Below are 13381 nucleotides of genomic sequence, written 5' to 3'. Positions count from 1 at the left end.
CATTTCCCTCCTCGTATAGTTCTCCTGTCTTCTTCTATCTATTATATAACTAAAATCGACACTATATATCGACAGAATTTGATAACAGACCCCCGATTGCCTGCGAGCTTGTGAGCGTGACTTGTCGAACCCGAGTGTTCACTATAGCCCGAAGGCTGCTGCCCCTGCGAGCATATCTGCTTGCCGTGATTCTCTTAGGAACGCGTGAACAGGCCTGCTGCGCCAACCATTCCGGCATCATTACCGAGCGTTGCAGGAACAATGCTTACCCCTCTTTGCGCTACTTCCGGCGTCAGCTTCTGGAACACGCTGCGCACCTCATTGAACAGGATGTCCCCCGCCTTGGATACGCCGCCGCCGATAATGAACACTTCCGGATTCAGCACGACAGCTACAGCCGCCAGCGCTTTCCCCAAATAGAACGCGGCGCGATTCACGATGCGAATCGCAACTTCGTCCCCGGCTTTCGCCGCATCGAATACGTCCTTCGCCATAATTTTCTCTACTTGCGACAAGGCCGTGCGCTCTCCTCTGGCTACTGCATCATTGGCCATCCGGATAATGCCCGTTGCCGAGGATACGGTCTCCAGGCAGCCGGTCTCGCCGCAGCCGCATTGAATCGCTTCCAGATCGGGAACGACAGACATATGGCCTAGTTCGCCCGCAAATCCGGCGAAGCCTTGATAGATTCTGCCATGAATAATAATGCCGGCGCCTACTCCCGTACCCAGCGTAGCGCAGACGCAATGATCGATGCCCTTGCCCGCGCCGCCCCAGGCTTCGCCCAGCGCTGCAACGTTGGCATCATTGTCTATTTTGACAGGCTTGCCAAGGCGGGCCTCCAGAATCTCGCGAATCGGAAGATCCCTCAAACCTACATTCGGTGCTAGAATGATGATTCCTTCGCGAACGTCCGTAAATCCGGCAACTCCAGCTCCGACGCCTGCTACCTGTTCCCAGTCAAAAGGAGATTGCTCCACGATATGACGGACATACTGCTCGATATTGCTTACAACGGCATCGGCACCTTTATCAGCTTCGGTTGGCCCTTCATAAGTATGAAGAAGCTGCCCCTCCTCATTACAGATGCCGACTTTGATCGCAGTCCCGCCAAGATCAACACCAATGTAGATTTTTTCAGACATTGTACAAGCCACCTTTTTCTTCAAATAAAATTGTTTATCCTACGTACCAACTATAAGCGAACCACACCGTTCGGTCAAGAGAAGCGAACAGCAGAAAATCCAGTAAATACAAGGCTTTCAGCGCAAATGATGAAATTCACAAGCGGTGTTTATGTAGAGAATGCATCCGCTGCGGCAACCCTCCAAATGCTGTCCAATCCTACAATTTCCCAGCAAAAAACCCCGCCGAAGACGGGGTTGCATATTATAGGCGAGCATACCATTTATACCAAGTTCAAGACAATATTCGCTTCTGACCTTCGAGTGCTTGAATTGGCGCGATATTTTGCGTGAATTCCAAGGTGCCCATGTATCGTCCTTCAGCGCTGCGAACCGCGAAATACCGGATATACACGAACTTATCCTTAAACGGAATCCAGAAGTCCTCCGAGTCCTTCCGTCCGGCCTTGAAATCCGCCAGCAGCTCATTCACGACATGCACGCTTTGCGGAGGATGGCAGTTTTGCACCGTACGGCCGATGACGGCCTTGGTCCGGGCGAAAATGCGCTCCTTCCCGTGCGAGAAATACCGGACAACATCCTGCTCGTCAATGAAGGTAAGATCGACAGGCAGATGATTCATTATCGCTTCCAGCTGCGCGGCGGTCAGAATTCCTGTCTCGAAGTGGATCAGCCCCACTGGAAGCTGGCCGTTCTCCGCTCCCTCCGTACCTTCGTCGTACGGGAGCGGCACACGCTCGGGAACCCATTTCTGTTCCGGGGCAGTCAGGCAATAGCCGATCTCATCGCTCTCGGCGGCTATTTTTACCCACTCGTCCTCCGTCAGCTTCTCCAAGGCCATCGGCAGCAAAATATTCTCTTCTTTGAAAATCATCTCGTTTACCTCAGTAATCACGCGCTCCAGATCGATGATGAGTATATCCTTATCGGCGCGGTCACCGTTGTAACTCAGCAGCTTCTCTTTCACTTCCTTGATCATCGCACGAATGGCATCGTCTACACCCCACATCACCTTGGTCGGGCCATAGATGCCGTATTTCTCTAAATACGGGAACAGCAAATTTTCCTTGCGGCTATAGTGTTTATCGAGATCTAGCAGCAGATTTAAATCCTCCACCAGCTTATAGACGATTTCCGTGCTGTCCTCCCGGCGGAATTTGTCCTTATGCAGCTCCAGCCGGAAATTGACATGCCGCTCAATCTCGCGATTCTCCAGCTTCAAGGTATGAACAGGATGCCCCGGCTGCTCTTCCGGCTTGGACGAACGGTGAATTTCCTCAATCGAGCCTTTAAAAATAGCCGTGTGCACAGAGCACAGGCGCTGCACCTCGGAGACTGGGATGCCCTCCTCCTCCATCAAGGCTTGCTCCATCGCTGATATTTCCGCTACTGTCACGTCCCCGACTGCTTCCTCGAACCGGGCCTTGACCTCCTCCACGCTCTTCCCTTCATGCAGCTCCTTAATGATCTCCTTCAGCAGTTCTTGCCGGCGTCCTTGCTCCGGTACTGCATGCTCGCGATTGTTGATCATTTCGCTCATCGCCGTATCCTCCTCTATTTATAAGCCTATTATTTAAAAAATATCCTGAACTCCGGACATACAACGCGCCGCCTGAGCTCACTCCGTGATTTCATAGCCCTTGGCGCGGAACGCGTCCTTGATCGCATCGAGCTCCACCTTGCGCAGCCTGGCTCCCTGGGGGATCGTCATAAAGCGCCCCGCGCTCTGCAGCATCCCCGGCTTGGCCAGCTGCTCGAAGCCCAAGCCCACCATGATATCGATGATTTCAGGATCGGCCGTGCATAACTCGTAGACTGTTTTATGCAAATCGATCTTTTTCCCCATAAGCCCTCACCGCATTTCTTCAAATTTGAATGAAAACCATTCTCATATTCAAAGTAGCACAGGCCGCCCCGACAACTTGTGATTACAATCACAAGGATGCAGGTGCTTTGCCAGCACAGTTTATTTTTTTATGCAGATTTGTCACAATAGGAGCTAAAGGAGGTTTATTGATGATGAATTCCATTCATTTGCTATATATTGAAGACGATCCCGAGATCGGAAAGTGGGTTAACGAAACCCTGCAGGACCGCGGCTACCGTGTAACCTGGCTGACGAGCGGAGAGCATGCCCTGGAACACGCCGATTCCTGCCGGCTCGCCATTCTCGATGTCATGCTGCCCGGCTTGGACGGCTTCACGGTCGGACAGCGGCTCAAGAAGCAGCACCCGAATCTGCCCATATTGATGCTGTCGGCCAGAACCTCGATTGATGATAAGCTGCAAGGCCTGGAATTCGCGGATGACTACCTGACGAAGCCCTTTCATCCGGACGAGCTCGCTGCCCGAATTGAAGTGCTGCTCCGCCGCAGCGGCCATGCTTCCCCGGAACCGCTCAGACTGCGGCATCTGCTCGTCCATGAACGCGAGAACCTCATTATCGACCAGAATACCGGAGAAGAGATTCTGCTTACAGGGAAGCAGTTCCATATCTTCCATTACCTGCTGCGCCACCTCGGTCAAATCATGACGAAGGAGCAAATTTATGAAGCCGTATGGGGAGAACCCTACCTGGAAGGCGATAAGACTCTGATGGTACATATTCGGCATTTGCGTGAAAAAATCGAGCGCGATCCCGCCGCCCCGGAAATTATCGAAACAATCCGCGGCATCGGATACAGGGTGCGGGCATGAGATTTATAAAACAAAGCCCTTTGCAGCGCCTTCGCACTTCCCTCTTATCGCGATACGTGCTGATCATCGTCACGGCTCTCGTATTTATCCCCGTGCTGATTCCAGCCAGCTTCATGGCCTCTTGGGCCGTTAACCGGATGCTGATGCCGGGCGGGCAGGAAACCTACCAGCTGCCTTACGGCTCTGCCTATGAGCTGGAGCAGATGTGGCATAAGCACGCCAAGGCGCTGGCCGCAGCCTCCCCCGCGGAAATCGATGCCAGGCTCTCCGCGCTGAAGGAGGAATACCCTGATGCCGCGCTGTTCTGGGTTGACGGCGCGGGGATCACGCAGCTTCAGCTGCCTGTACAGGCAGCGCTGCCCAAGCAGTGGTCGGCGGAGGATACCATTGCCTTCATGAAGGCTGGAATCAATGCCGACCCCTACACCGTCGTGGCCTTAATCGGAGGAGACGAGCAGGCGAAGCAGGGATTCATGGTCTTCGAGCTGCCGCGCTCCTATTTGACGCCCCAAGGCCGTCCTAGCGATTCCCGGTTCTATGGCTTGTTCATGGCGCTCATCTTCGGCATCTTCATATTGCTGTCCTATTTGTTCTTCCGGGACATCCGCAAACGCCTTCTCCGGCTGGAAGCGGCCATGACACGCGTCGGAGAGAACGGGCTTCCGTCGCCTACGGAAGAAGGGCGCCCGGATGAAATCGGCAGGCTGGAGCAGGCCTTTAATCATATGGTGAACCAATTGGAGGAGGGCCGCAGACGAGAGCGCAAGGAGGAGGAGCTGCGCAAGAATCTGATCGCCAACCTGTCCCATGACCTGCGTACGCCGCTGACCGTGCTCGCCGGGCATCTCTATTCCATGGGTAAAGAGCCTTTATCCGCGCAAGGTCGGCAATCTTTAGCTTTGATGGAGGCCAAGCTGGACGACCTCGACCACCTGATCGATCATTTATTGTCCTATAATTTGCTCACCAGCGGGAAATACGCCTTGTCCATGGAGCAGCAGGACGTACACCGCATCGTCAGGGAGAGCGCTGCCGCCTGGTACCCCGTCTGGGAAAAGGCCGGCATGAGCGTGGACATCGATCTCCCCGATGAACCCCTGAGGTGGGCGGTCGACACGCAGGGCTTTCGCCGCGTCCTGGATAACCTGTTCCAGAACGTCGTCCGCCACGCCGGTTCAGGCAAGTATGTAGGCATCCATACAGCTCGCTGGAAGGGATACCCCGCTCTGATTATTTCGGATCGCGGTCCAGGCCTTGATGCCGCTTCAGCAGCCAAGGGCGCAGGTCTGGGTCTGGCCATCGTAGAGCTGCTGCTACGGGAGATGGGGCTTCGCCTCGATGCGGAATCCTCAGCCAAAGGTACCCGGTTCGTCATCTGTCCCGCTTCTTAACCTAAATTTAAACTTCAACCTCCGCTGCATTTAAACTTCGGAAGCTATGCTGGTTACCGAGGTGATTTATAGTGAGCGAACTGATCATTCAAACCAAGGGATTAACGAAGAAATACCGCGGCCGGACGGCCGTTGATCAACTAAACCTGGAAATCTCCAAGGGAGATATTTATGGCTTCCTCGGACCGAACGGAGCGGGCAAGACGACAACGATCCGCATGCTGCTCGGACTGATTCAGCCGACGAGCGGTTCGATCTCCATTTTTGGGCGAGAGCTCAAGCGGGACAAACTGAACATACTGCGCCGGATCGGATCGCTTGTGGAATATCCGTCCTATTACGGGCATTTGAGCGCTATCGACAATTTGGAGGCGATTCGCCGTATTCTGGATGTGCCGAAATCGCGAATCGCCGAGGTGCTGGAGATCGTCTCCTTAACCAAGGAAGCAAAGCGCCCAGTCAAGGGCTTCTCCCTCGGTATGAAGCAGCGGCTGGGCATCGCCGCTTCACTGCTCGGGAGTCCCGAGCTCCTGATTCTGGATGAGCCAACCAACGGGCTCGACCCATCCGGAATTCATGAAATGCGCGAGCTGATCAAGAATATGCCGCAGCAATACGGCATCACCGTGCTCGTCTCCAGTCACCTGCTGGGCGAAGTCGAGCAGATGGCCTATAAGGTCGGCATTATTCGCGAAGGGCAGCTGGTCTTTCAGGATACGATCGATCATTTGCGCCTCCAGGCGCAGCATGACATCGAGCTGGTCGTATCCGAGCCGGACTCCGCCATTTGGATCGCCCGCGACATGGGCCAGACGGGTATCCTCCAGGGCGGGATTATGACCTTCCCCGGCATGAAGGATGCTCAAGTCGCCCATCTCGTCAAGCGGCTCGTCGAGAACGGGCACGCCATTTACCGGGTCGAGCAGAAGAAGAAATCTCTGGAGGATATCTTCATGCAAGTGATCGGGGAGGGAGCGCTATGATGATGCGCTCGCTTCGCGCCGATTTCCTCAAAATCCGCCGCAAGGGCATCTGGTTCCTGGTGTTCCTCGCACCGAGTGGCCTCGTCGCAATGCAGGGGCTGAATTTCGGACTGCGATTCGACTATTTATCCAAAGTATACAAAGACGATCTCTGGGGCGGGTTAATCCACAATATCGAATTGTTCGTCCCGATGGCGCTGTTCCTCGGCTGTACCTTGATCAGCTCTCTGGTCGCCAACATAGAGCATCAGATGAGCTCGTGGAAGCAGCTGCTGGCCTTGCCGGTGTCGCGCAGCGCCGTATTCCTGGCCAAATTCACCCTGTGCGTGATCGTGTTGAGCATTTCCTGCCTGCTGCTCCCGGTCTTTACCGCAGGACTCGGCCTCCTGCTCGGCTTTCAAACGCCGCTGCCGATAAGGGAATTATTAACCATGGGCTTCTACCCTTATTTGGCCGCTTGGCCGCTGCTGGCTCTGCAGCTCTGGCTGTCGCTGACGTTCCGCAATCAGGCCCTTCCGGTTTCGATCGGCATTGCCGCCGCGATACTCTCGCCTTTTACGCTGGATGTATCCGTATGGCTGCCGCTGAATTGGGCTACTTTGGCCATAAGCGACAATAGCCCGCTGGCCTATATCCTTGGCGGCGTTTCACTGGGCCTTTTCATGCTAATGATCAGCCTGCTGCATTTTAACCGAAAGGATGTGGACTAACGATGCGAAATTTCCTGCGAATCCTGTCGGCGGAAATGCTGAAAATGTCCAGATCCGGCATTTGGCTGATTATTCTGGCCAGCCCGCTTCTCTCGCTGCTAATCGGAGCACTGGTGTCGATTCCCGCGGGCGCCGACCCATGGCCGATCATGCTCGGTAGCATGGTCATGCTGCACGGCATGCTGTTCCTGCCCATCATGGCCGGACTATTCGCCGCCTTCGTCTGCCGTTACGAGCATACCGGCGGAGGCTGGAAGCAGCTGCTTGTGCTGCCCGTATCGCGTACAGGCGTCTATCTCGCCAAATTCGCTGTCGTGGCCAGCCTGCTTGCGCTAAGCCAGCTCCTCTTCCTCCTGGCACTGATCGGTGCGGCGAAGTACCACGCCTTCCCAGGGGCCATGCCATGGGGCATGTTCCTGAAGAGCATACTGGGCGGCTGGGTCGCCTGCCTGCCGCTCGTGGCGCTGCAGCTGGGCGTATCGCTGAACTGGGCGAGCTTTGCAGCACCGCTGTCGCTGAATGTCTCGCTGACGATTCCGAACATGCTCATCGTCAACTCGGCCACCTACGGCCCGTTCTATCCCTGGGCCCAGCCAGTATTGGCGATGATGCCCAGCAGTGAAGCCGATTTCGGCGCCTTTAACCTGCCTTACCAAAGCCTGCTGATCACCGTACTGGGCAGCTTCCTGCTGTTTTTCCTGGCCGGTCTGACCTACTTCCGCCGAAAAGAAATTTAGTGCCATAATTTAATGCCGGCACATTAATTTATAGAGGGGCTGTCCTAAAGTCATCCTAGATGACTGAGGGGCGCCCCTTTCTTTCAGGAGGCCTTACGCTTCTGCGGAATCCACTTGTTCCCTTGCCTGCATCCCATTCTTTAGCTATTTTATATAAGCTGTCGGATACTTAGCTGTCGAACGCTAAATGGTTGGACGCTAAGTCAAACGCTAAGTCAAACACTAAGTCGACACTAAGTCGACACTAACCTGCCATGTACAAGCTGCGCCGAACACTAATAATGGAATTCATGTATCTAATAATGCTCTAAACGAACACTTCAAGGGATTAGATGGATTATATGCACCTAAAATCAAGAATCCAGCCCATAATAGCCTTCTCCCTTCTTCTAACGACATGAAATCCACTTAAATCTACTTCCCTCTCCTTGCAACAGAAACTAACTACTATAAATCCATTTAATAAGTTGAACTATTAAAAAAGCTATGGCAGTGAGGAGAACTATTTATATGCTATAGGCGAGGAAAGGGAGCCTCGTTTGATTTTTTCTCTTTCCTTACGGCAGCTATTTGAATTAGAAAACCCGGCGCTACAGGAAGGAGATTCGGCAAGCATCAACTGGACACATGAAGAGATGGATGACCGTTTAGTTTGCCGAATGGCCGGTACGTTCGATTTAAAAATTACCGAGCGAGAAGGACGTGATCTTGCACTTGGCGTAAAGTGGAGCTGGAGAGCGTGCTTAGTCACATCAAGGACAACCCGATCGTTCCGCCAGTGTTTTCCCTGCAGGATCTGGAAAAGGTTCCTATTAAATCTGGAATTGTGGCTTCCGCCCACAATCTACTGAAGGCGGCACGCACACGCCTCGCTGCTTTCCTCCTCAAAAAATCAGTACAAAAAAAATTAAATGGAAAACAAGCGGTCCCACATCCAATTTTCGGTACCCATTGACCATCCCGCTTTGTTCATGAATGAGTGCAGGGGTACCCTATCCCCATGCCATATGCCATAATACTTCCTCTTCGGGTGCTATCCCCCAGCTGCCAGCCCTGCCCCATCTGTCCAATTGACAATTGTCACCTGAAATTCATGACAGTCCATACTAACGGCCCCCGCCGCATTCTTCTATCATGAACTTAAACAGCAATATCTCACATGATACAAAGAAGCGAGGCGATCCTCATGAATACAAATGCCCCTATTATTATTGAAATGAATCATGTCACTAAATCATTCAAAGACAAAAAAGCCGTTGACGGCATATCTTTTCAAATTGCCAAAGGCTCCATCGTCACCATCCTCGGGCCGAATGGAGCAGGCAAGACGACGGCCTTATCCATGATGCTCGGCCTGCTGGAGCCGACCGAAGGAACGGTTCGGCTGCTCGGCGGCCATCCGAAAGATCGCAAAGTGCGGGAAAGAATCGGCACGATGCTGCAGGAAGTCAGCGTTTTGGATAAGCTCAGGGTCCGGGAATTACTGATGTTGTTTCGGTCCTATTACCCCGCCCCCCTGGACATGGATGCCCTCATCGAACTGACGGGGCTCAGCAAATCTGATCTGAACCGCTACGGAGAGAAGCTGTCCGGGGGCCAGAAGCGCAGTCTCGGCTTCGCGCTGGCGATGGCAGGCAATCCCGAGCTTGTCTTCTTCGATGAACCAACCGTCGGACTTGACATTGCCGCGCGCCGCCGTTTTTGGGATAATGTCCGGCGCATGGCCGATGAAGGCCGCACGATCCTGTTCACCACCCATTACCTGCAGGAGGCCGACGATATCGCGGACCGCATCCTGCTGTTCAACCAGGGACAGCTCGCCGCTGACGGCACGCCCGAGCAGATCAAATCCCAAATCGTGAAGCGCTCCATCTCTTTCACATCCAGCGAGGACAGCCCGATGCTCCGCGAGCGGCTGATGAAGCTCCCTCCTGTCTCGGACTGCTATGACAAAGACGGGCGCATTTACATCAGCACTGACAATACGGACGAAGCGCTCGCGGCCATTTTCGCCGAACAGCTGCCCCTCCGCGATGTCCGGATCGACCAGGGACGTTTGGACGAAGCTTTTGAACAATTCACGATGTATGCAGGGGAGGCGAAATCATCATGAGAATTATCGGACTGCAGTGCAAAGCAGAAATGCTGCGGATTCTACGCAATCCTTTTTATGTATTTTGGTCACTGGCGATGCCTATTGCGTTTTACTTCATTTTCACGAGAGTTTTCAACACCGGGGCCGATGACGTCCAGCTGTGGCAGGCGCATTATCTCATGTCTATGACCACCTTTAGCGTGATGGGCTCAGCGATCATGACCCTCGGCATCCGGCTGGTCCAGGAGCGGACGAACGGCTGGGATAAGTTCATGCGGGTCACCCCGCTGCCGGGCACGACCTACTTCTTCGGCAAAATGTTCGGTCAAACCGTCATGCATCTGTTCTCGATCATTGTCATTTTCCTGGCGGGCTATCTCATCAATGGCATCTCCCTTTCACCAAACCAATGGCTGCTCAGCGGGTTGTGGATTCTTGGCGGCTCCCTGCCATTTCTCGCGCTCGGCACGCTGGTCGGCACGATGAAGCGGGTCGATACCGCAAGCGGGGTCAGCAATGCCGTTTATATGATTCTTGCCATTTGCGGCGGCATGTGGATACCGATCGATATCCTGCCGCGGATCATGCAGCGCATCGCGCACTGGCTGCCCTCTTACAACTTCGGCGGCGGCGCTTGGGCGATCATTCGCGGACAAACGCCCCAGTGGAGCAACGTACTGATTTTGCTGGGCTATTTTCTCCTGTTTATGTTACTATCCACCTATATTCGAAAAAAACAGGAAGCGGTGTAAAACAAACATGTCGCGCAAAGCGTTCGAGTTTCTTCCCCAGAAGTTAGGCTTCTTCCCTTATGTCTGGCTTATCTATATTGCCATGCCGATCTTTAACCTGCGGAGCTACAGCGGATTTATGCTTCTTGGGGGATGCCTCATGATTACACTGTTTGTCATCAGCTATCGTCAGCTGTATTTTGTCACCGGGCGCGCCTTTAATGGATGGCTCGCTCTGCAAATGGCGATCATTCTGGCCATGAGCATCCTGTACAGTCCCTATAACCTCTACATGGGCTTCTTCACGGCCAATTTCATCGGCTGGTATACCGACCGGAAGAAATTCAGAATAAGCATGGCGGCATTCCTCCTCATGCAAGCTCTATCCATCATGCTGAATCTGCCGCGGTTTAAAGGAACGGATCTGCTGCTCCTGCTCCCCTTCCTGGTGATCATGATCGCCTCTCCGTTCGGCATCCGCTCCTTAAACACGCGGCAGCAGCTCGAGAAGGAGCTCGACCAGGCCAATGAGCAAATCGAGGCGCTCATTAAGCGGGAGGAGCGCCTGCGCATCGCCCGTGACCTCCACGATACCTTGGGCCACACCTTATCTTTGATTACGCTCAAAAGCCAGCTTGTCGAGAGGCTCGCTCCCCTCGATCCGCAGCGGGCTCAGGAGGAGGCCCGGGAGATACAGCGCACCTCCCGGGCTGCGCTGCGCCAAGTACGCGAGCTGGTATCCGACATGCGTGCGGCCATGATCAGTGAGGAATTGTCCGAAGCCGAGGAAATTCTGCGCATTGCCGGCATCAAGCTTGAGGTATCCGGCGATTCGAGCAGCATACAGGACATCCCCGATTTAACCCAGAACATCGTCAGCCTCTGCATTAGGGAGGCCGTTACGAATGCGGTGAAGCACAGCCGGGCCAAATGCTGCCGTATTGCAATAGAGCGCTCGGAAGCAAGCGTCCAATTGGCCGTCGAGGATGACGGTATCGGCCTGGATCATTCGGCTGCCGCTGAATTGACGACCGGCAATGGCTTAAAGGGCATGGCAGAGCGGCTGTCCCTCATTAACGGGACATTGACCATATCGCCGGGCCAATCAGGCGGAACGCTGCTGCGCATCGTTGTTCCGATCATCACGAAAGACGGAAAGGAGGATGGACAGCATGATCTCCATTATCATCGCTGAAGACCAGCGCATGCTGCGGGGAGCGCTCGCCTCTCTGCTCGATATGGAAGAGGACCTTCAAGTCATCGGTCAGGCAGAGAACGGAGCAGAAGCGCTGGCTTTAGTTGAACGCGTTCAGCCCGATGTCCTGCTGATGGACATCGAAATGCCCGGCCAGAGCGGGCTGGATATCGCTGAGCTCCTCAAACAGCGTTCCTCTCCCTGCCGCGTCATCATTCTGACCACCTTTGCCCGGCCGGGGTATTTTGAGCGGGCGGTACAGGCTGGCGTTCACGGCTACCTGCTCAAGGACGAGCCCTCCGAGAAGCTGGCGGAATCCATCCGCCGCGTGATGGCCGGGCATCGTGAAATATCGCCCGAGCTGATCTTCGGAGCCGTGCGCGAAGAGAACCCGTTGACCGCCCGGGAACGGGAAATCCTCAAGCTCGCGGCAGACGGGCTAAGCGCCGGCGAAATCTCCTCATCCCTGCATCTGTCCTATGGAACCGTCCGCAATTACATTTCCGAAATATTGAACAAGCTTGAAGTGAAGAGCCGGATTGAAGCCGTGCGTCTCGCGGAGGACAAGGGATGGATTTAGCCCATCAAAAGATAAAGGCTGTTCCTAGCGTCATCCATCCGAAGATGACCTAAGAACAGCCTTCAGCTTGTATTTCAGGGGTTAAGCGTCTCGCTCCAGTCACGCACCATCGCGCCCTCCAGCAGCTTCTCGCAGTCCATCGCCGCCATACAGCCTGAGCCTGCTGCGGTAATCGCCTGGCGATAACGCGTATCCTGCACGTCGCCGCAAGCGAATACGCCTTCGACATTCGTGATCGTCGTTCCCGGCTTAACAAGGATATAACCATGCTCGTCCGTCTTAATCTGTCCGCCAAGGAACTTCGTATTCGGCGTATGGCCAATCGCAACGAAGATGCCGTCTGCCGGAATCAGCTCTTCCCCATTCGTTGCATTGTTCCGGACCTTAAGGCCGATAACTGCGCCATGCTCGTCCGTCGAAACCTCAAGCGGGGTGCGATTCAGCGCCCATTCGATTTTCTCATTATTTCGAGCGCGATCCTGCATGATCTTCGAGGCACGAAGCTCGTCTCGCCGGTGAACGACGGTCACGCTGGTGGCAAAACGCGTCAGGAAGCTCGCTTCCTCCATCGCGGAGTCGCCGCCGCCGATCACGATAATTTTCTTGTCGCGGAAAAAGAAGCCGTCACAGGTTGCGCAGGTGCTTACTCCGCGCCCCACGTTCTCCTTCTCGCCGGGAATGCCTAAATATTTGGCGGAAGCCCCCGTGGAAATGATGACGGTCTCTGCCTCCAGAACTTCGCCGCCCTCTAGGGTCAATTTGAACGGCCGCTGGCGAAGCTCCACCTCCTGTACCCATCCGCTGCGGAACTCGGCGCCAAAGCGTTCGGCCTGCTTCCGCATCTGATCCATTAGCTCCGGACCCATAATACCCTGCGGGAAGCCGGGGAAGTTCTCAACTTCCGTAGTGGTCGTCAACTGCCCTCCGGGCTGCATACCCTCGATCACGAGCGGATTCAAGTTGGCGCGGGCCAAGTATATCGCTGCCGTCAGACCCGCCGGCCCCGTTCCAATTACAATCGCTTTGTACATTAACCGAACCTCCCTGGTAGTCATTGTTCATCAAATCAATTCATAATTCGCCTATGATACATTATGTAATTGATCCTATACACAAG

14 protein-coding genes are annotated in these 13381 nt (G+C 54.3%); 10 read left to right on the top strand and 4 right to left on the bottom strand.

Translation table 11 applies throughout. From position 1 onward, the window contains the following. Positions 1-194: 194 nt before the first annotated feature. The 3 genes from QNH46_RS00880 to QNH46_RS00870 all read right to left on the bottom strand — a co-directional run bounded on the left by QNH46_RS00880 (position 195) and on the right by QNH46_RS00870 (position 2991). On the bottom strand, positions 195-1145 hold the full coding sequence (locus QNH46_RS00880; protein ID WP_283926518.1) for an ROK family glucokinase: 951 nt from the start codon (positions 1143-1145) through the stop codon (positions 195-197). 274 nt (positions 1146-1419) lie between these two features. Next, on the bottom strand, positions 1420-2685 hold the full coding sequence (locus QNH46_RS00875) for a DUF438 domain-containing protein (protein WP_283926517.1): 1266 nt from the start codon (positions 2683-2685) through the stop codon (positions 1420-1422). Positions 2686-2763: 78 nt separating this feature from the next. Beyond that, complete coding sequence (locus QNH46_RS00870; RefSeq protein WP_213594776.1) at positions 2764-2991, bottom strand: DUF1858 domain-containing protein; 228 nt, start codon at positions 2989-2991, stop codon at positions 2764-2766. Positions 2992-3164: 173 nt separating this feature from the next. Between QNH46_RS00870 and QNH46_RS00865 the strand changes: the two genes are divergently transcribed. The 10 genes from QNH46_RS00865 (at position 3165) to QNH46_RS00820 (ending at position 12264) form a co-directional block, all read left to right on the top strand. Then, positions 3165-3842 (top strand): response regulator transcription factor, encoded by a 678-nt coding sequence (locus QNH46_RS00865; protein WP_430691914.1) that lies wholly within the window; start codon positions 3165-3167, stop codon positions 3840-3842. Then, positions 3839-5233 (top strand): sensor histidine kinase, encoded by a 1395-nt coding sequence (locus tag QNH46_RS00860; protein ID WP_283926515.1) that lies wholly within the window; start codon positions 3839-3841, stop codon positions 5231-5233. Before QNH46_RS00865 ends, QNH46_RS00860 begins: the two co-directional genes overlap by 4 nt. Positions 5234-5304: 71 nt before the next feature. Then, positions 5305-6216, top strand: a complete 912-nt coding sequence (locus tag QNH46_RS00855) for an ABC transporter ATP-binding protein (RefSeq protein ID WP_283926514.1) — start codon at positions 5305-5307, stop codon at positions 6214-6216. Continuing rightward, positions 6213-6926, top strand: coding sequence for an ABC transporter permease (locus QNH46_RS00850; protein ID WP_283926513.1), 714 nt, complete (start codon positions 6213-6215; stop codon positions 6924-6926). The genes QNH46_RS00855 and QNH46_RS00850 overlap by 4 nt, the downstream gene beginning before the upstream one ends. 2 nt (positions 6927-6928) lie before the next feature. Further along, positions 6929-7663, top strand: coding sequence for an ABC transporter permease (locus QNH46_RS00845; RefSeq protein WP_283926512.1), 735 nt, complete (start codon positions 6929-6931; stop codon positions 7661-7663). Between the two features lie 724 nt (positions 7664-8387). Beyond that, the gene (locus QNH46_RS00840; RefSeq protein WP_283926511.1) at positions 8388-8618 is read left to right on the top strand and encodes a hypothetical protein; all 231 of its coding nucleotides are present in this window, start codon (positions 8388-8390) and stop codon (positions 8616-8618) included. A 204-nt stretch (positions 8619-8822) separates the two neighbouring features. Continuing rightward, complete coding sequence (locus tag QNH46_RS00835; RefSeq protein ID WP_283926510.1) at positions 8823-9776, top strand: ABC transporter ATP-binding protein; 954 nt, start codon at positions 8823-8825, stop codon at positions 9774-9776. Next, positions 9773-10510 carry an ABC transporter permease gene (locus QNH46_RS00830; protein WP_283926509.1) on the top strand — a complete coding sequence of 246 codons (738 nt, stop codon included), beginning with the start codon at positions 9773-9775 and terminating at the stop codon, positions 10508-10510. Before QNH46_RS00835 ends, QNH46_RS00830 begins: the two co-directional genes overlap by 4 nt. Positions 10511-10517: 7 nt before the next feature. Continuing rightward, positions 10518-11684, top strand: coding sequence for a sensor histidine kinase (locus tag QNH46_RS00825; protein ID WP_283926508.1), 1167 nt, complete (start codon positions 10518-10520; stop codon positions 11682-11684). Further along, positions 11662-12264: a response regulator transcription factor gene (locus tag QNH46_RS00820; protein ID WP_283926507.1), complete on the top strand. Its 603-nt coding sequence runs from the start codon at positions 11662-11664 to the stop codon at positions 12262-12264. The genes QNH46_RS00825 and QNH46_RS00820 overlap by 23 nt, the downstream gene beginning before the upstream one ends. A 74-nt stretch (positions 12265-12338) precedes the next feature. Here QNH46_RS00820 and trxB read toward each other — a convergent pair whose 3' ends face one another. After that, positions 12339-13295 carry a thioredoxin-disulfide reductase gene (gene trxB / locus QNH46_RS00815; RefSeq protein WP_283926506.1) on the bottom strand — a complete coding sequence of 319 codons (957 nt, stop codon included), beginning with the start codon at positions 13293-13295 and terminating at the stop codon, positions 12339-12341. Positions 13296-13381: the final 86 nt, after the last annotated feature.

It is taken from the genome of Paenibacillus woosongensis, from assembly GCF_030122845.1.
GTDB classification, from domain to species: domain Bacteria; phylum Bacillota; class Bacilli; order Paenibacillales; family Paenibacillaceae; genus Fontibacillus; species Fontibacillus woosongensis_A.
The sequence above is the reverse complement of the archived record's forward strand: the minus strand, read 5'-3'. Positions and strand labels throughout refer to the sequence as shown.